Source organism: Amycolatopsis melonis (genome assembly GCF_040064235.1).
GTDB lineage: Bacteria > Actinomycetota > Actinomycetes > Mycobacteriales > Pseudonocardiaceae > Amycolatopsis > Amycolatopsis melonis.
In genome coordinates this window covers 247,168-269,453 of the sequence record NZ_JBDZYD010000015.1, presented here as the reverse complement: position 1 = coordinate 269,453, position 22,286 = coordinate 247,168, and the positions used below count along the sequence as shown (strand labels likewise).

Genomic DNA, 22,286 nt, shown 5'->3' with positions numbered 1-22,286 from the left:
GGGGACCTCTCGGTTACGGGGTGTCGAAGGGGGAGCGGTAGGACGGCGTGCGGGTGCGCAGGCCGAGCCGGAGGGTGAGCCGGACGGTGGTGGACCGGGGCAGCCGCACGGTCAGCCACGGCCCGTCGACCCGGGTCGGCACCGAGGTGATCCGCGGCTCGGTGTGCCCGTAGTCGTAGAGCCCGCCGACCCAGGACGGGTCGTCGCAGGCGGTGTGGTGCGCGGTGTGGATGGTGTGCTCGCCGAACGCGCCTGCCTGCACGACCACCGCGTGGTCGGTGCCGGGATCGAGGTTGACCAGGTCGACGACGGTCGCCTCGGGATCGATCCGGGAGACCAGCGCGGCGACCGACGGCGGCAGCCCGGGCCGCCGCGCTCCGGCGTCGTGGTAGCGGACGCGGGCCTGTTGCAGGCCGCCGTTGTACAGCACCTGCGGGCCACCCCACGTCAGCTGGACCAGCGCCTCGGTGACCACCGGGTTGGTCTGCTGCCACAGGTGGATGTCGGCCTCGGCGACGTCCTCGCCGCGGTGGCGGTCCATCCGGGCGAGGCGGTGGCGGACCTGGGCCTGCGCGGCGGCGAGGATGCGCTCGGGGTAACCGGGGTCGTCGCCGGCGAGGAAGGCCAGCCACGGTTCTTCGTGCCCGGCCTCCTCCTTGGTGCGGAACGGCCGCACGGTCCGCCAGTCGTACCCGCTGGCGGCGCGCAGCCGTTCGAGCCGTTCGCGGTCGGCCGGGGCGGCCGAGTGGTGCCACAGCGCGGTCGGGACGGCCATCATCATCGGGTTGTGGTCGAACCAGCCGCGGTCGGCGTAGCGGAACGGGACGTGCAGGGTCGGCGTGTGGACGTCCGGGCCGAGCTGGGCGGTCCACCGGGACTGCAGGCTGGAGTCCGCCTCGGCGAACGTCATCACCTTGCCCTGGGCGATGATCTCGTCCAGTGCCGGGCGGACCAGGTCGAGGAACGACTCGTCCCCGGTGGCCGCGACACCCGCGAGGGCGGCGATCGTGGCGGCCTGCCCGACGCTGTACCAGCCGTGCGGCCACGACCAGCCGTAGTGGCCGCCGTACCAGCGGCCCGCCATGAGCCCGCCGACCGTGCCGTCCGGGGCGACGTTGTCCGGGACGATCCCGCCATTGGCGGCCGCCCGGGCGCACCAGGCACCGGCGTACTCGGCGATCCAGTCCCGGTACCGCGGCTCGCCGGTCAGCAGCAGCGCGTTGAGCACGAGCCCGGTGGCGGCCAGGTTGACCGCGGTGTCGCCGACGCCGGCGCGCTCGCGCAGCTCCCGGCCCAGCCGGGGATCGTGCTCGCGCGGCGGCTCTTGGGCACCGGGCGGCAGGACCCACTCCAGCGGGAAGCCGTACATCCGGGCCTCTTCGGGCAGCCACGGATACGAAACGCCGTCGAACAGGCCCTCCCGCGTCCGGTCGCTGCCGTTGTGCGGACGGCGGATGATCCGGTGCACCGGGTCGTAGTTGCCGTGCGCGGGATCGACGTAGAGGTCGGCGAACCGCCGGGCCCGCGCGGCCCAGCGGTCCGGCGCGGCCAGGCACAGGAAGTAGAACAGCAGCAGGCTTTCGCCCTGGTGGAACCAGTCGTACCCGCGTTCGTACTCGTCGTGCAGCATGCCCAGCTCGGTCAGCTGCCGGGTGACGCCCTCCCAGTGCCGCTCGGCCGCGGGCAGCAGGTCGTCGGCCCCGCCGAGCAGGTAGAGCTGCGGCCAGTTGAAGAACGTCTCGTAGAAGTCGTCCACCCCGTCGCGCGTGCCGAGCCCGCCGCGGTAGGCCAGCCGTCCGTCCGGTTCGGTGAAGCCGTCCTCGAACGCGCGCCAGGCGCGGTCGAGCAGGTCGAACAGGCCGCGCTGGGCCAGCGCCCAGCCCGGTGGTTCGAGCAGCGGCACCGATGCCGTGATCACGGGGTCCATCCCGGCGTCCTCCGATCGCGTTGGCGGGTCAGTGCTTGGTGGCTCCGGCGAGCATTCCGGTGACCAGGAACCGTTGGGAGAACAGGAAAACGACGAGCACCGGCGTGATCGCCAGCAGGGTGGCCAGCGCCAGCACGGGCCGCTCGACGGCGAGCCCGGCCGCGGTCGGGTTGAACTGCGGGACGTCGTTCAGCAGCGTGCCGAGCCCGACCTGGACCGGGAACCGGTCGCTTTCGGGCAGCACCACGTACGGCAGGAAGTAGTTGGTCCAGTTCGCCACGAAGCTGAAGAACCCGACCAGCGCCACCACCGGCGCGGCCAGCGGCAGGGCCACCCGGCGGAACGCGCCGAACTCCGAACAGCCGTCCAGCCGCGCGGCGTCGAGCAGTTCCTCCGGCAGTGCGGTGTGGAAGTAGATGTAGGCCAGGTAGACGCCGAACGGGTAGAACGCGTACGGCAGCACCACCGACCACATCGTGCCGATGAGGTGCACGGCGTTGAGTTCGAGGAACAACGGCACCACGAGGGTGGCGTTCGGCATGAGCATCACGACCAGGGTGGTGACCAGCAGCGTGCGCCGTCCGCGGAACTGGGTCTTGGCCAGCGCGTACCCGGCGGGGACCGCCACGCACAACGTGATCACGAGCGCGAAGAACGCGTAGAGCGCCGAATTGCCCAGCCACCGGAAGATCGCCCCGCCCTGGTAGACGGTGAGCGCGTGCCAGTTGGCCGCCAGCGCCTGCCAGGAGCCCAGTGCCAGCGGATGACTGTGCACGAGCTGGTCGTCGGTCTTCGTCGCGGCCAGCACCAGCCACAGCACCGGCAGCACGAAGAACAGCGCGAACAGCCCGAGCACGAGGCCGGGCAGCAGGTGCCTGCGCACGCGGTCAGTCCGCATCGAAGAACCTCGACCGCGTCACGAACACCGCCGCCGCGCACACGCTGACCACCAGCAGCTCGACCGAGATCGCGGCCGCGGTGCCGACGTCGTCGTACTGGAAGGCGAAGTCGTAGGACAGCTGGTTGAGCGAGTAGTCCCGGCCCGCCACGCCGACGCTGGCCTGCGCCAGCAGCTGCGGCTCGACGAACAGCTGGGTGCCGCCGGCGAAGGCGAGGATCACCATGTAGACGATCCACTTGCGCAGCAACGGGATCTGGATGTGCCACGCGGTCTTCCAGGCGCCGGCGCCGTCGATCCGGGCCGCTTCGAGGACGTCCGGGGACACGGTGTTCAGCGCCCCGTACAGCACCACGATCCAGCCGCCCGCACCGGTCCAGAACGCGATGAGCGTGAACAGCACCGGCAGGTGGTCGAGCGCGACGACCTCGCCGAACGTCCCGAAGCCCAGCCCGCGCAGCAGGAAGCCCGCCGGGCTGACCGCCGGGTCCAGCATGAACAGCCACACCAGCACGCTCGCCGCGCCGGCCAGCGCGCCCGGCAGGTAGTACAGCAGCCGCAGGGTCCGGCCGGTGGCGCGCGTGCCGAGCCGGTGCAGCAGCAGGGCCAGCGCGACCACGAACACGACCAGCGCGGCCAGCCAGAGCACCAGGTACAGCGCGACGTGCCCGGCGGCCGCGGCGAACCGGAAGTCCCGTGCCGCGGTGAGGAAGTTCGTGAAGCCGGTGAAGCCGCCGCCGGCGTCGGTGAACGCGAAGGAGATGGCGTATCCGGTCGGGACGACCCCGAAGGCGATCAGCAGCGCCAGGTAGGCGGCGACGAAGGCGTAGCCCGCGCGCCCGGCCCGCCGTCGCTGCGCGACCGGCGCGCTCATTGCTGCTTGACCTCGTACCCGGTGGCGCGCGCGTGGTCTTCGATCGACTTCTGCCACTCCGGCAGCAGCGACACGATCGGCTTGCCCGCGGTCAGGCCGGGGGTCACCGTGGCCGCCCAGATCGCCTCCTGGCTGAACTGGCCGTAGCCCCAGCCCGGCCAGACCTGCCCGGCGGCGGTCTGCAGCGGCCCGGTGACGTCCCCGGCGTAGTAGCCGGACGCCGCCTGGCTGGCCAGCCAGGTCTTCGCCGCCGGCCGGTAGGCCGGATAGCCGGGCGCGAGCTTGCCCTGGTAGTCGTCGGCCGTGGTGACCCACACCAGGAAGTCCGTCGCCGCCTTGAGGTTGTGGCTGTGGGCGGACAGCAGCCAGGTCCCGCCGCCGACGTTGCCCACCGACGGCTGCGGATCGCCGGGCCACTGCGGCATCGGGGCGGCGGACACCCGGCCCGCCGGGGTCTTGAAACTGCCCTGGAACAACGCGCCGCCGTACCAGGACGGGCCGGGCATCAGCAGGATCTTGTCGGCGGAGTTCTTGGCGAAGTCGGAGCTGAACACGCTGCTGGTCGACATGCTGCCGGCCTTGACGAGCGTGTCGAGCAGTGCGGCCATCCGGGTGCACTCCGGGCCGGTGGCGTTCACCGTCACGGCCTTGGGCCCGGTGATCCGGTTGGCGCCGCACTTGCCCGCCCACAGGTAGATCTCCGGGGTGAAGGTGTCACCCGCCGCGCCGACCAGGTAGCCGGGGTGCTCGGTGGCGACCCGCTGTCCCAGCGCCTGGTATTCGGGCCACGTCGCCGGAACCTGGTAGCCCCACTGCTTCATCAGCGCCGCGTTGTACCACAGCACGGTCTGGGAAAGGTCGTTGCGCAGGCAGTACAGCGTGCCTTCGACGGTGCACGGGTCGTTGGCGCCGGGCGCCCACTGGTCCAAAGTGGACTGCGGGATCAGCCCCTGGTTCAGCGGTGCCGTGAAGCCCGCCTGCTTCGCCCAGGTGACCTCGTTGTTCTGCGAGCTGAACACGACGTCCGGCCAGCCCTCGCCGGTCCGGTTGAACAGGCTCACCTTGGTCTGGAGGTAGTTGGAGCCGTTGGCGTCGCCGTCGTAGCCGACGATGTCGAGCTTCGTCTCCGGATGCTGCTTCTGGTACAGCTGGGCGGCGGCCATCCGCGTCGAATCCACCCACACCGTCAGGGTTCCGCCGGTCTGCGGGGCCGGGGTGAAGCCGTTCTGCGACTGCTGCGCCGAACCGCCGCGGCACCCGGTGACGACCGCCATGGCGAGCACGGCCAGGCACGTCCCGGCCCGGATCACCCGTGCGGCGCGCGTTCTGCCGATCATCAGCGACTCCACTCCGTCGTGGCCACACTGGGCGAAATGTGTCGGACTCATCCGGCGCCGCCGCCCGGCCGGCTCCGGGTTCGATCATCGTTGCGCGGCAACGGGTCCGCTGGATCACGGCCGGTCCGGCCGGGGACTCATGAGAGCAGCGGCCCCGGCCGCTCGTCAAGAGATGAGCATGCTTATCGAGATCGTTCGACAGCTTCACCACCCACAGGATGTAACTTTCACACCACACACCCGGAGGTTTGACCGCGGGCGGCACCGGCGAGGTAAAGTGCTGGCTCGAACGGAAACTAAGTCATACTCATCACGTGACTCATGACGAGGAAGTCGCGTCGCCGGCCCGGTACCGGCCCGGTTACGAGGTGGCGGCCGAACGGATCCTGCACCTCATCGCCGAGCTGCGGCTGCGGCCCGGCGACCGGATGCCGACCGAGAACGAGCTCGCGGCGCGGCTGGGCACCAGCCGGACCGTGGTGCGGGAAGCGGTCAAGATCCTCTCGGCGATCGGGCGGATCCGGGCACACAAAGGACGTGGACTGTATGTCTCCGACGACGAGGGCATGCTCGGCACGGCGCGCTGGGGCGCGTTCTTCCTCCCCACCGACCTCGATCACGTCTACAAGCTCTTCGAGTTCCGCCGTATCCAGGAAACCGCGGCGGGCAGGCTGGCCGCGGGCAACGCCACCCCGGCAGAACTGCGGGCGATCGAAAGCGCCGCCGAAACCTGCCGCCAGGGCCACCTGACCGGGCAGACGGCGTTGTTCGACCGGGGCGACGACGAGTTCCACCTCGGCATCGCCACCGCTTCGCACAACCAGTTCCTGGTCTCGGCCGTGCGCGAGGCCCGCCGCCTGCAGCGCCAGTCGAACATCATGGGCATGTGCGGCTCGATCGGCGGGCACGCCGCGGGCGCGGTCGAGGAGCACGCGGCGATCTACCGGGCGATCCGCGACGGCGATCCCGACGCGGCGGCCGCGGCGGTCGCGGTCCACCTCGACAACACACTGGACGACTACCGGCGGGAGATCCAGCGCCGCGTATTCGGCCACTGACATTCCTTTGTGGACAGAGACGTCCGCGAACGGAACTCCTTGCCGTCACGTAAGTTTCACCGAGCGTTGACCCCGTCGGCCGCCCGCTCCTATCGTGACACCGATCTTCGATTCCCCTGCGTTTCCCCACGAACCCCTGGAGAACAACGATGTTCGATTCCCGGAGGGAGCCGCGCGATGGCGAGGTATAGGTCCCTCTTCGCGTCCGTCGCCTCCGTCGCGCTCGGCGCCGTGCTCGCACTGACCACCGGCGGACCGGCACAGGCGGCCGTTCCCGCCGCCCCGGCACAGGCCGCGGCAGGCACCGCGGGCTGCGGGAAGGCACCCGGCCTGTCCAGCGGCAACCACACGATCTCCAGCGGCGGCCAGAACCGCAACTACATCCTGCGGGTGCCGAACAACTACGACAGCAGCCGCCAGTACCGGCTGTTCGTCGGCCTGCACTGGCGCGGCGGCACCGCCAACGACGTCGACTCGGGCGGCACCGACGGCTACAACTGGTCCTACTACGGCCTGCGGCGGCTGGCCGACAACGCAGGCAACGGCACGATCTTCGTGGCGCCACAGGGCAACGGCAACGGCTGGGCCAACCCGGGCGGCCAGGACGTCACGTTCATCGACGACATGCTCAGGCAGGTCGAAGCCGCCCTGTGCGTCGACACCACGCAGGTCTTCGCCGGCGGCTTCAGCTACGGCGGGGCGATGAGCTACGCACTCGCCTGCGCGCGGCCGACGGTCTTCCGCGCGGTCGCCGTCTACTCCGGAGCCAACCTCAGCGGCTGCGACGGCGGCACCCAGCCTGTCGCCTACATCGGGCTCCACGGCATCCGCGACAACGTGCTGCCCATCGCGCTCGGCCGTTCGCTGCGCGACACGTTCGTCCGGAACAACGGGTGCACGCCGCAGAACCCGCCCGAACCCGCGAACGGCAGCCTGACCCACATCGTGACCGCGTACTCCGGCTGCCGCGCCGGCTACCCGGTGGTCTGGGCCGCGTTCGACGGCGCGGGCCACGACCCCGGCCCGCGGGACGGCTGCACCTGTGACGGCTGGCAGACCTGGACCTCCGGCGAGGTGTGGAAGTTCATCACGCAGTTCGGCACGACCACGCCGCCGACCCCGCCGGTCCAGACCGGTGTCAACTACAAGCTGGTCGCGCAGCACAGCAGCAAGCTCGCGGAGATCGCGAACTCGTCGACGGCGGCCGGTGCCCAGCTGCGGCAGTGGTCGGCCACCGGCGGGCTCAACCAGCAGTTCGACTTCGTCGACACCGGCGACGGCTACTACTGGATCCGCGCCCGGCACAGCGGCATGGTGCTCCAGGCGGCGAACTCGAACACCGGCGCCGACATCACCCAGCAGCCGCAGGCGTCCTCCGCCGCCCAGCAGTGGCGGGTGGTCGACCAGGGCGGCGGCGCGGTGAGCCTGGTGAACCGGATGAGCGGCCTCGCCCTGGACGTGTGGGAGGTTTCGACCGCCGACGGCGCCCGGATCTCCCAGTGGACGTTCACCGGCAACGGCAACCAGCGGTTCCAGCTCCAGCGCGCCTGAGTTTCACCCGTATACCGGAGTGTCCGCCGGGGTGATCCCGGCGGACACTCCTTCCTCGCTGCACCGGACAGAGCCGTCTTGGGAGAAGCACCGTGTCCTCCGCCGAGTCATCCGAGTTCCGCCCCACCCTGGCCGACGTCGCGCGGGCGGCCGGGGTGTCCACCGCGACCGCGTCCCGGGTCCTCAACGGCTTTCCCCGGGTGAGCCCCCAGCGGCGCCGTCAGGTCGAGTCGGCGATGCTGGCGCTCGGGTACGCCCGCCAGCGGGCGGCACGCGGGTCGGCCGCGGGCCGCACCGGATCGATCGCGCTGGTGGTGTGCGAAGAAGTCCTGCGGATGTTCACCGATCCCTACTTCCCGCGGATCGCGGCCGGGGTCGGCAAGGAACTGGCGGCGGTGGACCTCCAGCTCGTGCTGCTCACCGTGCCCTCGACCGAGAACTACCAGGCGCCGGTGCAGCGGTACCTCGAAGGCGGGCACGTCGACGGCGCGCTCGTCGTCGGCATGCACGGCCGCCGCCCGCTCGACCTGGACTGGCTCGGCATCCCGGTGGTGTTCGGCGGGCGCCCGGTCCACGAAGGGACACCGGGCGGGCTTTCGTACGTGGACGTGGACAACCGCGGCGGGGCGCGGCTGGCGACCCAGCGCCTGATCGACTCGGGCCGCCAGACCGTCGCGACGATCGCCGGGCCGCAGGACATGACCGCGGGCGTGGACCGGCTGCACGGCTACCGGCAGGCGGTCCTGCGGGCCGGCCGCCCGGACCCCGGCCTGGTGGTGTTCGGCGACTTCGGGCAGGCGTCCGGCGAGCACGCGATGGCCCGGCTGCTCGACCGGCGTCCCGACGTCGACGCCGTGTTCGCCGCCTCGGACATGATGGCGGTCGGGGCGCTGCGTGCGCTGCGCCGCGCGGGCAGGCAGGTGCCCGGCGACGTCGCCGTCATCGGCTTCGACGACCTGCCGATCAGCCGGTGGACCGATCCGCCGCTGACCACCGTCCGCCAGCCGGTCGAGGAGATGGGCGCCCGGATGACCGGCGAGCTGCTGGCGTTGATCGACGGCTCGGTGCCGCGCCGCTGCACGGTGCTCGACACCGAGCTGGTCCTGCGCAAGTCGGACTGACGAACCCTCTGTGGAAGTGGTGGTGACCGTGCGCGTGTTCCTGTTGGTGGCCGCGATGGTGGTGACCGTGCTGACCGGCGCGGCCCCGGCGTGGGCGGCTCCGGCGCCGCTGGTGAGCGCGGCGTCCGGCCAGTGCCTGAACGTCAGGGGCGGCACCGACGCGCCGGGGACGGCGCTGGAGATCCAGGTCTGCACCGGCGGGCCGGGGCAGGCGTACGAGTTCACCGCGGCGGGCGAGCTGCGGACGCTGAACGGCACGCGCTGCGTGGACGCCTCCGGCGCGGGGACCTCGCCAGGGACGGCCGTGATCATCTGGTCCTGCAACGGCCAGTCCAACCAGCAGTGGCGGCAGAACGCCGACGGCACGATCACCGGCGTCGGTTCGGGACTGTGCCTCGACGTCAACGGCGCGGGCACGGCGGCAGGCACGCCGGTGATCCTCTGGACGTGTCACGGCCAGGCCAACCAGCGGTGGAGCTTCGCGACCACCCCGCCGCCACCGACCGGCACCGCGCCGTGCGACATCTACGCGTCGGGTGGCACGCCGTGCATCGCCGCGCACAGCACGGTCCGGGCCCTGTACGGGTCCTACAGCGGCAACCTCTACCAGGTCCGGCGTTCGTCGGACAACACGACGCGCAACATCGCGGTCCTGGCGGCGGGCGGGACCGCCGACGCCGCGGCCCAGGACTCGTTCTGCGCGGGGACGTCGTGCGTGATCACCGTCGTCTACGACCAGTCCGGTCACGGGAACGACCTGTGGTACCAGGGATCGAGCGTCGTTCCCGGCTCCAGCCAGAGCAGCCCGGCGAAGGCGACGTCGGAGTCGCTGACGGTGGGCGGGGCGAAGGCGTACTCGCTGTACATCAACCCGGGTAACAGCTACTGGCGTGACGGGCACCTGACCGGCGTGCCGACCGGCAGCGCGCCGGAGGGCATGTACATGGTGACCAGCGGAACCCACGTGAACAGCGGCTGCTGCTTCGACTACGGCAACAGCGAGACGACCAGGAAGGCCGACGCGGCAGGCGCGATGGACGCGATCAACTTCGGCACGGAGTGCTGGTTCGGCGGGTGCCAGGGCTCCGGCCCGTGGGTGCAGGCCGACCTCGAGTGGGGCCTGTACCCGGGCGGCAGCCAGGCGTGGAACCCGAACCAGCGGGCACTGCCGAGCAAGTTCGTCACGGCGATGCTGAAGAACAACGGCACGTCCCGCTTCGCGCTCAAGGGCAGCAACGCGCAGTCGGGCAGCCTCACGACGATGTGGGACGGCAACCTGCCCAACGGCTACAGCCCGATGAAGAAGCAGGGCGCGATCGTCCTGGGCAGCGGCGGCGACTGCTGCAAGCCCGGCGGCGGCGCCAACCTGAGCGCGGGCACGTTCTACGAAGGCGCGATGGTCGCGGGCTACCCGTCGGACGCGACGGAGAACGCGGTACAGGCCAACGTGGTCGCGGCGGGCTATCGCTGACCTGGACCACGGTGAGCTGAAGGGCACCTTCCTTGCGTCAGACGCAAGGAAGGTGCCCTTCGCTGCCTGCCGACCGCGAACCCGGCGCCGAACCGGTTCGACTCCTTTTGGCCGCTTGTCATCGGGAACAGTACCGGCGTACCTTCACACCTTGTCGAACCGGTTCGACCTCGCCGTCCCCGCCCGAGGAGTCACCGTGGACCTCTTGCGCAGCCTGGCCGCCTTCGTCGTCGCGGGAGCACTCGCCGGTGCGTCCGCCGTGGCCGTCTCCGAGCCCGCCCTGGCCGCCGACGAATCGATCGCCGTCGACTTCTCCGTCGCCGCGGGCACCCCGACCGCCCGTGCGTCCGGCTGGATCTACGGCATGACCGAGAACGCCTCCGGCCCGGCCGACCACTTCTACCGCGACGTGCGCTTCCAGGCGATGCGGGCGGGCGGGGCCCAGCTGGACAGCCCGGGCGGCTGGGTGTCGGGCCGCTACGACCGCCGGTGGAACGCCACCCGCGCCCAGCTGCTGCGCACCCGCGCGCTCGGCGGCCAGTTCGTCCTGCTCGTGCACGACCTGTGGGGCGCCGACGGCTACCCGATTTCCCGGTTCCCCGGCGACAACGGCGACTGGAGCGACTTCGACGCCTTCCTGACGCGGCTGATCTCCGACGTCCGCGCGACCGGCGCCCCGGTGGAGTGGGACATCTGGAACGAGCCCAACATCTCGATTTTCTGGAACCGGCCGCAGAGCCAGTACTTCGCCCTGTGGCAGCGCGCCTACCAGCGCATCCGCGCGGCGTTCCCGGCTCACCTCATCGTCGGCCCGAGCCTGGCGGGCGTCCCGTCGACCGCGGGCAGCTGGTGGACGCAGTACCTGGACTTCGTCAAGTCCGCCAACGCCGTCCCGGACATCGTGAGCTGGCACTCCCTGCCCGGCGACCCGGTGGCGAACGTCGCGGCGGCCAACGCCTCGCTGGGCGCGCGCGGCATCCCGCACCCGCGTCCCTACCAGATCAACGAGTACGGGGCGTCGAACGAGCAGAACCCGGGCGACGGCGCGTGGTACATCGCCCGCCTGGAGCGGGCAGGCGCCGACGGCCTGCGCGCCAACTGGGCGAGCGGCGGAAACCTGCACAACGACCTGGCCAACCTGCTCGTCCACGACTCCGCGGGACGCCACCAGCCCAAGGGCGAGTGGTGGGTGTACCGCTACTACGGCGCGCAGACGGGCACGATCGCGGCAACCACGCCCAGCACGTCGTACGACGCGTTCGCGACGTCGGCGAACGGAACCGCCAAGGTCCTGGTCGGCGGCGGAAGCGCGACGGGCAACGTCTCGGTGGCCCTGCGCCGGCTCGACGCGACCGCCGGGATCGTCCAGGACAACCGCGTCCGGGTGGTCGTCCAGCGCATCCCGTACAACGGCGGCGCGGCGGTGGCGGGCCCGGTGACGATCCAGGACACGGTGGTGGGCCTGTCCGGCAACGCCACGACGGTCACGCTGCCGCACACGAACGCCGACGACACGTTCACGGTCACGCTGCTGCCGCCGTCGGACGCCGGGTTCCAGTCGGTCGCCGTCGTCCAGCATTCCCAGCAGTGCCTGGACACCGCGGCCCAGCAGTCCGTGTGCGAGGGCGGCGACCAGCAGCTGTGGAACTTCCGCCCGGTGTCCGGGGCGTACACGCTGGTCAGCCAGCAGTCGGGCAAGTGCCTGGAGGTGGCGGCGGCGTCCACGGCCGACGGCGCGGCGATCCAGCAGGCCACCTGCACCGACGGCGCGGCGAACCAGCAGTTCACCCTCCGGAGGGTCACCTACAGCGGTAACGACCCGCACGACTACCAGCTGGTGGCCCGCCACAGCGGCAAGTGCGTCGACGTGGAGGGAGCGTCCACCACGGCCGGTGCACGGCTCATCCAGTGGCCGTGCCGCCCGGTCACCCAGAGCAGCCCCCTCAACCAGACCTGGCGGCTGTGGGGCAAGGCACCGGCGCCGTAACCTCTTCCCGGACGGCGTGGGTTCCCGCGCCATCGAGCAGGGGAGCAGGCATGCAAGGAGTGAATCCCTCGGCCCCACCGAGCGGCGCGGGCTGCGCAGACTGCGAGGCGGCAGAGCCCCAGGGCTGGTGGTTCCACCTCCGCCGCTGCGCGGCATGCGGCCACATCGGCTGCTGCGACTCATCACCGGGCCAGCACGCAAGCGCCCACGCGGCGGCAACCGGCCACCGGTTCGTCCGCAGCTTCGAGCCGGGCGAGGAGTGGTTCTGGGACTACGAGGAGGAGACGATGTACGAGTCCGGCCCGGAACTGGCCGGTCCGGCGCACCGTCCGCTCGACCAGCCGGCGCCGGGCCCGGCGGACCGGGTTCCGGCGGACTGGACGGAGCGCCTGCACCGCTGACCGTCCCGGCTGCCCGGCCTGCCGGGGCCGGGCGGGCTGGACCGACCGCCCGGCGTCGCTGACCGGTCCCGCTCACCCGGCCTGCCGGAGCCGGTGGCCCGGACCGGGCGCCTGCACCGCCGACCGGTCCCCGCCTGCCCCGGCCTGCTGATCCGCCACTCCGCTGACCGTCTCCGCTTGCCCGGCCTGCAGGGCCGGGCGGGCTGGACCGACCGCCCGGCCCCGCTGACCAGTCCCCGCCTGCCCAGGCCGCCGATCCGTCACTTCGCCGACCAGAGCGGTCCCGGCACCCGCCTCGAAACTCGGCCGAAACTCTTTGCCTGGCCGGAAAGTGCCGTGTTGTGCTGCTAGCCGTAGGTCAACGCGCCCGTCCTGGGCGCGGCTCGGAAGGAGACCACGGATGGCAGGAAATGCGTCGGGCGGGCGGTGGTGGCGGTCCGCGGCCACGCGGGTCGTGGCGGGAATGGCCACCGTTGCCGCGGCGGCGGCGGTCCTGGTGACAGCCCCGGGCGCCGACGCGGCGGCCGCCACGCTGGGGGCCGCGGCGGCGCAGTCGGGCCGCTACTTCGGCACCGCGATCGCCGGCGGCAGGCTCGGCGACTCGGCCTACACCACGATCGCGGCCCGCGAGTTCAACATGGTGACGGCCGAGAACGAGATGAAGATCGACGCGACCGAGCCCAACCAGAACCAGTTCAATTTCTCGGCGGGCGACCGCATCTACGACTGGGCGGTCGGCCACGGCGCGAAGGTCCGCGGCCACACGCTCGCCTGGCACGCCCAGCAGCCGGGCTGGATGCAGAGCATGAGCGGCAGCACGCTGCGCAACGCGATGATCAACCACATCCAGAAGGTGATGGCCCATTATCAGGGCAAGCTGGCGTACTGGGACGTGGTGAACGAGGCGTTCAACGAAGACGGCAGCCGCCGTCAGTCGAACCTGCAGAGCACCGGCAACGACTGGATCGAGGTCGCGTTCCGCACGGCCCGCGCGGCCGACCCTTCGGTCAAGCTCTGCTACAACGACTACAACATCGACAACTGGAACTACGGCAAGACCCAGGGCGTGTACAACATGGTCCGGGACTTCAAGTCCCGCGGCGTGCCGATCGACTGCGTCGGCCTCCAGGCCCACTTCACCGGCGGAAGCTCGGTCCCGAGCAACTTCCAGACGACGATCTCCAGCTTCGCGGCCCTCGGCGTCGACGTGGCACTCACCGAGGTCGACGTGACGAACGCGTCGACGTCGCAGTACTCGGCGCTGACCCAGGCGTGCATGAACGTGGCCCGCTGCGTCGGCATCACGGTGTGGGGAGTCCGCGACAGCGACTCGTGGCGCTCCAGCGAAAGCCCGCTGTTGTTCGACGGAGGCGGCAACAAGAAGGCGGCGTACAACTCGGTCCTCAACGTCCTCAACTCGGGCGGAACCCCGACGACAACGCCGACGAACCCCACCACCACGACGACGACAACGACATCCACAACACCGGGCGGCGGCAGCTGCACGGCAACGCTTTCGGCCGGCCAGTCCTGGAGCGACCGGTACAACCTGAACGTATCGGTCACCGGATCGAACAACTGGACGGTGACGATGAACGTGCCCAGCCCGGCCCGCATCATCGCAACGTGGAACATCAGCCCGACGTGGCCCAGCAGCCAGGTCCTGGTGGCCAAGCCAAACGGCAACGGCAACAACTGGGGCGTGACGATCCAGCACAACGGTAACTGGAACTGGCCCAGCGTCAGCTGCAGCGCATCCTGAGTGACGTCCCGGGCGCGGTGACCTCCGGGGTCGCCGCGCCCAGGGGCGTCTTTGTCGTTCAAGCGGACGTCACCCCATGCGGGCCCTCGAACCGACGGGTCCGTGGAGGATGAAGTCCACCAGTCTGTCCGCCGACTCCCCGACATCCTCGAGCGAGGTGTCGATCCGCAGGTCGGGATCAACAGGCTCCTCGTAGACAGCGTCAACCCCGGTCACTCCGGTGATCTCACCACGGGCCTGCCGGGCATACAACCCCTTGACGTCGCGGCGGCGGCACACCTCGAGCGGCGTGGCGATGTGCACCTCAGCGAACGGGATGCCCGCGTGCGCAGCACGCAGCGCCGCCCGGCTGTGGGCGTACGGTGCGATGGCGGCGACAATGGTCGTGATCCCGTTGCGCGCCAACAGAAGCGCGACGGAACCAATGCGCGTCAGGTTGCGCTCGCGGTCTTCGGGCGACAGTCCGAGTTCGGGCCAGAGCTCACGGCGGACGACGTCGCCGTCCAGGATCTCGACCTGGTGGCCCGCCGCCAGCAACGTCGCTCGCGCGGCCGTCGCCAGGCTGGTCTTGCCTGCGCTCGGCAGGCCGGTCAACAGCACGGTCATCTCAGGCGGCCCGCTTCTCGACCCAGTCGTACACGCCGTCCAGGATTGCGTGGTGGATTTCCTCGCCGAAGACCTTCAGTCCGCCGGTGACGGGGTTGGCCTCCAGGATGACGAAACCGTCCGCGGTCGGCAGGATGTCGAGACCGGTCAGGGTCAGTCCCATCACACGGGCCGCGCGCAGTGCGAGTTCCGCCAGGCCGGGTGGCGGGTCGATCAGCTCGAAGCTGCCGCCCAGCTTGACGTGGGGCCGCCACTCGCCCGCCGCGGGCAGCTTGAGTGACACCTCGGGCACGGTCTCGCCCGCCACGATGACCCGATATTCGCCCCATTGGGTCGAATAGTACGGGACGCACGCCAACGTGCCGTGTTCGTCCAGCAGGTCCTGAATTTCCGATTTCTGGCTGGAAAAATCGGTAATGCGCGTCACGCCCTTGCCACGATATCCATAGGACGGCTTGAGGATGACGTCCTCCCATTCCTGGCAGGCGATTTCGACGTCGGACGGCGTGGTGGCCGACCGGCACGGCGGCACGGGCAACCCGGCCAGTGCGAGCTTTCGCATGGTCAGGAACTTGCTGTAGGAGCACTGCCACACCTCGGCCGGGTCGAACATGTGCAGGCCGGGGGTTTCGCTGACCATGGTCAGCCGCTCGACCCGGTCGCGCCAGTCGAACCCGCGGTCACGCCAGTCGTCCCCGAAGAGCTTGGCGCGCGAGATGATCGCGTCGAAGGAACGGCTGGAATGCTTACCCAACATGACTTCCGTGCCCTCGTCGCCCGGGACGTACGTGACGTCTTCGAGGGTGAACAAGGCCGTCTCGTGGCCCCGGCGCCTGCCGTGCTCGACGAGCACCGGGCCGTCCGGATCGTATTCGCCACCCGGGGTGTCAGGGCCCAGCACGCCGTCGTCCCAGCCGAGAATTCCGATCTTCATCATGGCCTCCTCGTCTCGGCGCCGCGGACATCAGCTGACTTTCCCCGGTCGGCGACCGGCTGTCACCGGACGAAAGGGCCGACTTCGGCTGCCCCAAAGGGTCGCGAAGGGGGACTCTCCGCGAATCGGGCTACCGGAATCCGGCGCGTGGTGCTTAAAGTTCGCCGGAAGAAACGTGACGCGGGGGGAGTTGACTGTGACCATTGTGGACACAATGGCCGGACCGGCTCGATTCCGGGAGGCGGGCTGGTGGCGGGATTCGACGTTTCTGGACGATCTCGCCGACGCGGCCCGCGACCGCGGTGATCATCCCGCGTTGATCGCCCACGACGAGGCGGGACAGGCGACGGCGTTGAGCTACGCCGAACTCGCGAGCACCGTCGCGCGCTTCGCCTCGGCGCTGCGCGAACTCGGCGTCGGGCGCGGTGACGTGGTCGCCTGCTACCTGCCGAACCTGTGGCTGCTGGCGCCGCTCTACCTGGCCTGTCACCGGGTCGGCGCGGTCAGCGCACCCGTTTTCCCCGTGGTCGGCCGCCGCGAACTCGGTCACGTCCTCGAAGTCACCCGTGCCAAGGTTTGCGTGACAGTCGACAAATACGGCGGACACGAGTGTGCCGCCCTGCTCGCCGAGGCCGCTCCGGAGACGTTGGCGCACCGGGTCGTGGTGGGCGACGCGGCGGCGACGGGTGCGCTCGGCTTCGACGAGTTCTTCGTCCACACACCGTGGGAAGAACGCACGCCGGTTCCCGAGGCCGACCGGCTCGGGCCGGACGAACCGGCGCAGCTGCTGCACACCTCCGGCACGACCGGGCGGATGAAACTGGTCGTGCACAGCCAGAACACCCTCTACGCCGCGGTGCGGGCGGTGGCCGAGCCGCACCGGCTGACCCGGGACGACGTCATTTCGCTGCCCGGCATCGGGACCGCCATGGCGGGGCTGACCTACGGCCTCTACCTGCCGCTGTTCCTCGGCGCCACCGGCGTCGTCCAGAAACAGACCGACGACATGGACCTGCTGCGCGACCTGATCGAGGCGCACCACGTCACCTGGCTCTACACCCCACCGATCTTCCTCGTCAACCTTCTTGCAGCACAACGAAAAGAAGCACGGGACACGTCCAGCCTGAAGCAGATCGTCACGGGCTCGGCGCCGGTCCATCCGCAGCTGAGCACGGACGTGCGCGAGGTCTTCGACGTCGAGCTGCACGCACTCTGGGGGATGACCGAGAACGGCGCGGTCACGATCACCAGGCCGGACGATCCGCCCGGCTGGGCCGCACACAGCGATGGCAGCCCGACGCCGTGGATGGACGTCCGCATCGACACCGAGCCCGGCGCGGAAGCGGGACGGCTGCTGGTTCGCGGCGCGTCGCAGTGCCTCGGCTACCTCGGCGGGCAGGAGGACTACGACTCCTGTGTGGACGCTGACGGCTGGTTCGACACCGGCGACCTCGCCCGGCCCGACGGCCGCGGCGGCATCCGGATCGCCGGCCGCCGCGCCGACATCATCAACAGGCCGGACGGCATGCAGGTGTCGACCCTCGAGGTGGAAACCCTGCTGCAGCGCCATCCCCGCATCGCCGAGGTCGTGCTGGTCGGCTACCCGCATCCCGACATCCCCGGCGGAAGCAAGGTCTGCGCGGTGGTCGTTCCGGTGTTCCCGGCGATCTCCCTGGCCGAGCTGCATGCCCACCTCGCGAGCGAAGGTGTTGCGAAGGCGTTCTGGCCGGACCGGGTGCAGTTCGTCGCCGTGCTGCCGAAGAACTCACTGGGGAAGGTGCTCCGCGGGCCACTGCGCGAACGCCTCGAACTCGCGGCGGCGCCACGCCCATGACCAGGACGCTCGAACCGGGCCAGGCGGTGAAACCCGGCATCGCGCTGGCGGTCATCTCCGCCGCGACGCTGATGTCCCAAGTGGACACGACGATCGTGAACGTCGCGCTGCCCGGCATCCAGCGCTCGCTGGGGTTCTCCGGCTCGGGGCTCGAATGGGTCGTCACGGCGTACTCCCTGACGTTCGGCGGGTTCCTGCTGCTCGGCGGCCGGGCCGGGGACCTGCTCGGTCACCGGCGGGTCTTCCTGTCCGGCATCCTCGTCTTCACGGTGGCGTCCGCCGCAGGCGGATTCGCGACCGCACCGTGGTGGCTCGTCGTCTGCCGTGCGCTGCAGGGAATCGGTGGCGCGGCAGCGGTGCCCACGGCGCTGTCGCTGATCGCGGTGACCTTTCCGGAAGGCCCGCCACGGGCCCGCGCGCTCGGCATCTACTCGGCGGTCGTCACCGCGGGCGGCGCGCTCGGGCTGCTCGCAGGGGGCCTGGTCGGCACCTACCTCTCGTGGCACTGGGTGATGTGGGTGAACGTGCCGGTCGGCGTGTTCGTCCTGCTGATCGGCAGGCGGGTGCTCGCCGGGACCGAGGGCGTCGGCGGCCGGCTGGACCTGCCAGGGGCGCTCACCGGCACGCTCGGCATCACTTTGCTGGTCCACGGCCTGATCACGGGCGCCACGGACCACTCGGGAGTGTCGCATTGGCAGGACGGAACGGTCGTCGCCGCGTTGGCATGCGCGGTCGTGTTTCTCGCTGCTTTCGTCGTGATCGAGAAGCGCACCCGGAATGCCTTGGTGCCGTTGAGGATCTTTGCCGACCGGCTTCGGTCCGGTATTCTCGTCGTGTCGGCGCTGACCACGACGGCGACGTTCGGTCTCTATTTCTTCCTGACCATTTTCATGCAGGACGTCTGGCGCTTCAGCCCGTTCCAGACCGCCCTGGTCTACCTCCCGCTGACCGGTGTGGTGGTGGCCGGGATCCGGCTCGGTTCGTGGTCGCTGACCCGGAGCGAACCGTTCCGGCTGGTCGTCGCCGGGCTGGCGGTCGCCGCGGCCGGAATGTGCTGGCTGTCCTGGCTCGGCGGCGCGACAGCCGATCTGACGGGGTTGCTCGTGCCCGCGCTGCTGATCCACGCGGGGCTCGGTTTCAGCAGCGTCCCGATGACGGTACTGGCGTTGCGCGGGGTGGCTCCGGGGGAGTCCGGGCTGGTTTCGGGAATCTTGGGCGCCGCGAAACAGGTCGGCGGCGCGACCGGCCTGGCCGTGCTGGGCACGGTCATCTGGGCGACGACCGCGAGCAGCACCGGCGCGACCGCGCGTCAGGCGCTGGCCACGGGAGTCGGTCGCGGAATCGCCGTCGCTTGTGGACTGATGGTGCTTGCCCTGCTGCTGGTGGTGTTGACAATGCGGCGCGGCGGAAAAGCCGCGCGACAAAGCGGGTCCGACCCTGGACGCGGCAACGGAATCCGAGAGGAGGACTGACCATGGAGAACGAAATCGAGGTCTTCGAGTTCGAATCGCAGGAAGCTTGCTCCTGCGACCGGATCGTGGGCTGAGCACGCGCCGGACGGCACCAGGAAGCCGGACGGCCACACCGCCGGGCGGGGGAGACGGCTCGTCTCTCCCGCCCGGACCGGGCACGACCATCACCTCGTACGGAAAGCTGGCGGTCCTGATATGCGCTTGATCCAAGGAGAATCCCAGTACTGGGCGGTCGGCAGGAACTTCGTGGCGCGCGTGCCGCCGGACCGGCTCGGGGCGGACGGGCGCCCGACGCCCGAAACCGCCGAGTCACTCGAGGCCCGCGACCGCGCCATGACACCGGCTTCCGAGGTCTTCGGGCTGACCGTGCTGGTGACGACGAAGTGTAACCTCGCGTGCTCGTACTGCTTCCAGAACGCCGAGCTGCCGAAACCGGGCGGCGGCAGTCCACTTCGGATTCCCGGTTCGAACCTCGACGACACCAAGGTCGCCGACATCATGGCGTTCACCCGGAAGCGCATGGCCGAACTGGGCAAGACCTCGGTCAACCTCGTGCTCTTCGGCGGCGAGCCGACGATGTACCTCGACTCGTGCGTGCGGCTGCTGGACGGATGCCGTGACATCGGGCTCGCCGGCGCCGCGATGATCTCGAACGGCACGTTGCTCACCGCACCGGCCGCGGCCACGCTGGAGAACGCCGGCCTGCAATGGGTGCAGATCACCCTCGACGGCGACAAGGCCGAACACGACCGGTCGCGGATCACCATCGGCGGCCGGGGAACGTTCGAGCAGATCCTGCGCAACGTCGAGGAAGCCTCGGCGAAGACCACGCTGAAGTGGCATCTGCGCGTCATTCTCAACGAAGATTCGATCAAGAGCGTCGACGGGCTCGTCGGCCGGCTCGCCGACCGGCTCGAGCCGGACAGGTTCATGATGACCTTCAGCCTCGTCTACGACGTGGGTCTCGGCTACGAGAAGACGATGCAGCACTCCGCGGATCTCGGGCACCGGCTCGCCGACCTGCACCGCCAGGCGATCGACGCGGGCTTCACCGTGGGCGCGCCGCGGATCGTCGACTGCCAGTTCTGTGCGGAGACCGGTGGCACGACCGGCGCCGTGGTCAACTCCGACGGAAGCCTCTACAGCTGCTATCACTCCGCCGGTCAGCCCGGCTACGACCTGGGCACGGTCACCGCCGGGTACGAGCCCGGCAAGGTCGCCTCGCGCTGGGTGAACTGCGGGTACGAGACCGAGGGTGTCGACGAGGCGGCCGCGCGGCTGCAGGGCGACATCGTGGACGCCGCCATCCTCGATCACCTCTACGCGAAGGGACGGCTCGGCAAGGTCGCCGGCCTGCCCGCACCGGCGGGGCACTGACCATGGCCGGGCCACGGGTGCTGTACGTGACGGGCTGGTGCCGCAGCGGGACCACCGTGATCGGCAACCTGCTCAACGAACTCGACGGCGTCGTCCATGTCGGCGAGCTGCATTACCTGTGGCGCAACGGCGTGATCGGCGACGGCACGAACACGCTGTGCGGCTGCGCCGAGCGGGTCCTGGACTGTCCGTTGTGGAGCAAGGTGCTCGGCCTGATCGGCGGCGCCGACGTGCTCGCCTCGGCCCGGCGCTGGGCCGAGGCGCAGGACTTGCTGGTGCGCACCAGGCATACCGTGCGCAGGCTGCGTGCGGGGCAGTCACCCGCCGCGCGCGAACTGGCGGCCCGGATGACCGGGTTGTACGCCGCCATCGCGGAGGTCTCCGGCGCACACACCATTGTGGACAGTTCGAAGTTCCCCGCCGAAGCGGCCTTGCTGGCCGGTCCCGATCTCCGGGTCCTGCACGTGGTCCGCGACCCCCGCGCGGTCGCCTGCTCCTGGCTGCGACCCAAGGACTACCTCCCCGCGATGAGCCCGGCCCGCAGCACGGTGCACTGGACGGGCTTCAACGCGGCGTCGGAACTCGTCTGCCTGCGAAATCCGGCGGCCTCGATGCGGCTGCGGTACGAGGACTTCGTCCGCGACCCCCGTGGCAGCCTCGCGGACGTCCTCGGGCTGCTCGGCCTGCGCGCCGAACCCCCGATCGGTGCGGACGGGCTGGCCACCCTCGGGGTGAACCACACGGTCACGGGCAATCCCGACCGGTTCGCGCAGGGCCGGATCCGGGTCCGTCCCGACGACCGGTGGCGCCGCGACCTGCCCCGGCGCGCGAGGGCGACGGCTACGGCGTTCGCGTTGCCCCTGCTCGGCCGCTATGGCTATCCGGTGGCGTGATGGACCTGGGGTTGCGCGGCAAGGTCGCGCTGGTGGCCGCGGGCACCAGCGGGCTCGGGCTCGGCACCGCGCTGGCGCTCGCCGCTGAAGGCGCGCACGTGTCACTCTGCGGCCGCGACCCGGATCGCCTGGCAGGCGCCGCCGCGAAGGTCGACGCCGCGGGTCCGGGCCGGGTGCTCGCGTCGGTGGTCGACGTCACCGACGAAGCGGCCGTCGCGGCCTGGGTCGGCACGACGTCGGCCGAACTGGGTGGCGTGCAGGTGGTCGTGACGAACGGCGCGGGCCCGCCGCCCGGGCCGGTGACGGCGTTCGGGCCGTCGGACTACCGGTCCGCGCTGGAGACCAGCCTGCTGCCGCACATCGGGCTCGCGCTGACGGCACTGCCACACCTGCGTGCGGCAGGCTGGGGACGGCTGCTGATGATCGCTTCGGAGACCGTGAAACAGCCCATTCCCCGTTATGGACTGTCCAATGTGGTGCGAGTGGGACTCCTCGGGTTCGCCAAGTCGCTCGTGCACGAACTCGGCGCCGCGGGCGTCACGGTGAACGTCCTCGCGCCCGGATACCACCGCACCCCGGCGGTGGAGCGGCAGCTCGGCGCCGACCCGGACGCCACGCTCGCCGGTTTCGTGTCCGGCATTCCGCTCGGCAGGCTCGGTGACGCGGCCGACTTCGGTGCGGTGGCGGCCTTTCTCGCCGGTGACCAGGCCGGTTTCGTCACCGGTGAAGTACTACTCGTCGATGGGGGTTCCTACCGTGGTCTCGATTGATCCTCTGGAAGCT

18 protein-coding genes are annotated in these 22,286 nt (G+C 70.6%); 12 read left to right on the top strand and 6 right to left on the bottom strand.

Translation table 11 applies throughout. From position 1 onward, the window contains the following. Nucleotides 1-13: 13 nt before the first annotated feature. From ABJI51_RS35955 to ABJI51_RS35940, 4 genes are read right to left on the bottom strand one after another with little or no spacing between them, the layout of a single operon-like run. Nucleotides 14-1,927, bottom strand: a complete 1,914-nt coding sequence (locus ABJI51_RS35955) for a DUF8034 domain-containing protein (protein ID WP_348955558.1) — start codon at nucleotides 1,925-1,927, stop codon at nucleotides 14-16. A gap of 28 nt (nucleotides 1,928-1,955) precedes the next feature. Continuing rightward, nucleotides 1,956-2,825 carry a carbohydrate ABC transporter permease gene (locus tag ABJI51_RS35950; RefSeq protein ID WP_348955557.1) on the bottom strand — a complete coding sequence of 290 codons (870 nt, stop codon included), beginning with the start codon at nucleotides 2,823-2,825 and terminating at the stop codon, nucleotides 1,956-1,958. Continuing rightward, complete coding sequence (locus ABJI51_RS35945) at nucleotides 2,815-3,699, bottom strand: carbohydrate ABC transporter permease (protein ID WP_348955556.1); 885 nt, start codon at nucleotides 3,697-3,699, stop codon at nucleotides 2,815-2,817. Before ABJI51_RS35945 ends, ABJI51_RS35950 begins: the two co-directional genes overlap by 11 nt. Then, nucleotides 3,696-5,036 carry an ABC transporter substrate-binding protein gene (locus ABJI51_RS35940; RefSeq protein ID WP_348955555.1) on the bottom strand — a complete coding sequence of 447 codons (1,341 nt, stop codon included), beginning with the start codon at nucleotides 5,034-5,036 and terminating at the stop codon, nucleotides 3,696-3,698. The genes ABJI51_RS35945 and ABJI51_RS35940 overlap by 4 nt, the downstream gene beginning before the upstream one ends. Nucleotides 5,037-5,350: 314 nt before the next feature. Here ABJI51_RS35940 and ABJI51_RS35935 point away from each other — a divergent pair, with 314 nt between their 5' ends. The 7 genes from ABJI51_RS35935 to ABJI51_RS35905 all read left to right on the top strand — a co-directional run bounded on the left by ABJI51_RS35935 (nucleotide 5,351) and on the right by ABJI51_RS35905 (nucleotide 14,387). After that, nucleotides 5,351-6,094 (top strand): FadR/GntR family transcriptional regulator, encoded by a 744-nt coding sequence (locus tag ABJI51_RS35935; protein WP_348955554.1) that lies wholly within the window; start codon nucleotides 5,351-5,353, stop codon nucleotides 6,092-6,094. 177 nt (nucleotides 6,095-6,271) lie between these two features. After that, entirely contained in the window at nucleotides 6,272-7,645 is a 1,374-nt protein-coding gene (locus ABJI51_RS35930) for an RICIN domain-containing protein (protein WP_348955553.1), read from the top strand. Between the two features lie 92 nt (nucleotides 7,646-7,737). Next, nucleotides 7,738-8,766 carry a LacI family DNA-binding transcriptional regulator gene (locus ABJI51_RS35925; RefSeq protein WP_348955552.1) on the top strand — a complete coding sequence of 343 codons (1,029 nt, stop codon included), beginning with the start codon at nucleotides 7,738-7,740 and terminating at the stop codon, nucleotides 8,764-8,766. A 28-nt stretch (nucleotides 8,767-8,794) separates the two neighbouring features. After that, entirely contained in the window at nucleotides 8,795-10,237 is a 1,443-nt protein-coding gene (locus tag ABJI51_RS35920) for an arabinofuranosidase catalytic domain-containing protein (protein ID WP_348955551.1), read from the top strand. Between the two features lie 196 nt (nucleotides 10,238-10,433). Beyond that, nucleotides 10,434-12,224 (top strand): RICIN domain-containing protein, encoded by a 1,791-nt coding sequence (locus ABJI51_RS35915; RefSeq protein WP_348955550.1) that lies wholly within the window; start codon nucleotides 10,434-10,436, stop codon nucleotides 12,222-12,224. A 50-nt stretch (nucleotides 12,225-12,274) separates the two neighbouring features. Beyond that, nucleotides 12,275-12,625: a UBP-type zinc finger domain-containing protein gene (locus ABJI51_RS35910; RefSeq protein WP_348955549.1), complete on the top strand. Its 351-nt coding sequence runs from the start codon at nucleotides 12,275-12,277 to the stop codon at nucleotides 12,623-12,625. Between the two features lie 400 nt (nucleotides 12,626-13,025). Beyond that, nucleotides 13,026-14,387 carry a glycoside hydrolase family 10 protein gene (locus tag ABJI51_RS35905; RefSeq protein WP_348955548.1) on the top strand — a complete coding sequence of 454 codons (1,362 nt, stop codon included), beginning with the start codon at nucleotides 13,026-13,028 and terminating at the stop codon, nucleotides 14,385-14,387. Nucleotides 14,388-14,456: 69 nt separating this feature from the next. Here the strand turns inward: ABJI51_RS35905 and cysC are convergent, their stop codons facing one another. After that, nucleotides 14,457-14,993, bottom strand: a complete 537-nt coding sequence (gene cysC, locus ABJI51_RS35900) for an adenylyl-sulfate kinase (protein ID WP_348955547.1) — start codon at nucleotides 14,991-14,993, stop codon at nucleotides 14,457-14,459. A gap of 1 nt (nucleotide 14,994) precedes the next feature. After that, nucleotides 14,995-15,927, bottom strand: coding sequence for an ATP-grasp domain-containing protein (locus tag ABJI51_RS35895; RefSeq protein WP_348955546.1), 933 nt, complete (start codon nucleotides 15,925-15,927; stop codon nucleotides 14,995-14,997). Between the two features lie 196 nt (nucleotides 15,928-16,123). On the opposite strand from ABJI51_RS35895, the gene ABJI51_RS35890 reads away from it, so the two are divergent. The 5 genes from ABJI51_RS35890 to ABJI51_RS35870 all read left to right on the top strand — a co-directional run bounded on the left by ABJI51_RS35890 (nucleotide 16,124) and on the right by ABJI51_RS35870 (nucleotide 22,273). Then, nucleotides 16,124-17,761: an AMP-binding protein gene (locus ABJI51_RS35890; protein WP_348955545.1), complete on the top strand. Its 1,638-nt coding sequence runs from the start codon at nucleotides 16,124-16,126 to the stop codon at nucleotides 17,759-17,761. Beyond that, on the top strand, nucleotides 17,758-19,233 hold the full coding sequence (locus ABJI51_RS35885; protein WP_348955544.1) for an MFS transporter: 1,476 nt from the start codon (nucleotides 17,758-17,760) through the stop codon (nucleotides 19,231-19,233). The genes ABJI51_RS35890 and ABJI51_RS35885 overlap by 4 nt, the downstream gene beginning before the upstream one ends. Before the next feature lie 195 nt (nucleotides 19,234-19,428). Beyond that, nucleotides 19,429-20,610: a radical SAM protein gene (locus tag ABJI51_RS35880; protein WP_348955543.1), complete on the top strand. Its 1,182-nt coding sequence runs from the start codon at nucleotides 19,429-19,431 to the stop codon at nucleotides 20,608-20,610. A 2-nt stretch (nucleotides 20,611-20,612) separates the two neighbouring features. Further along, the gene (locus tag ABJI51_RS35875; RefSeq protein WP_348955542.1) at nucleotides 20,613-21,503 is read left to right on the top strand and encodes a sulfotransferase; all 891 of its coding nucleotides are present in this window, start codon (nucleotides 20,613-20,615) and stop codon (nucleotides 21,501-21,503) included. Next, nucleotides 21,503-22,273 (top strand): SDR family oxidoreductase, encoded by a 771-nt coding sequence (locus tag ABJI51_RS35870; RefSeq protein WP_348955541.1) that lies wholly within the window; start codon nucleotides 21,503-21,505, stop codon nucleotides 22,271-22,273. The genes ABJI51_RS35875 and ABJI51_RS35870 overlap by 1 nt, the downstream gene beginning before the upstream one ends. The last annotated feature ends 13 nt before the right edge of the window (nucleotides 22,274-22,286 follow it).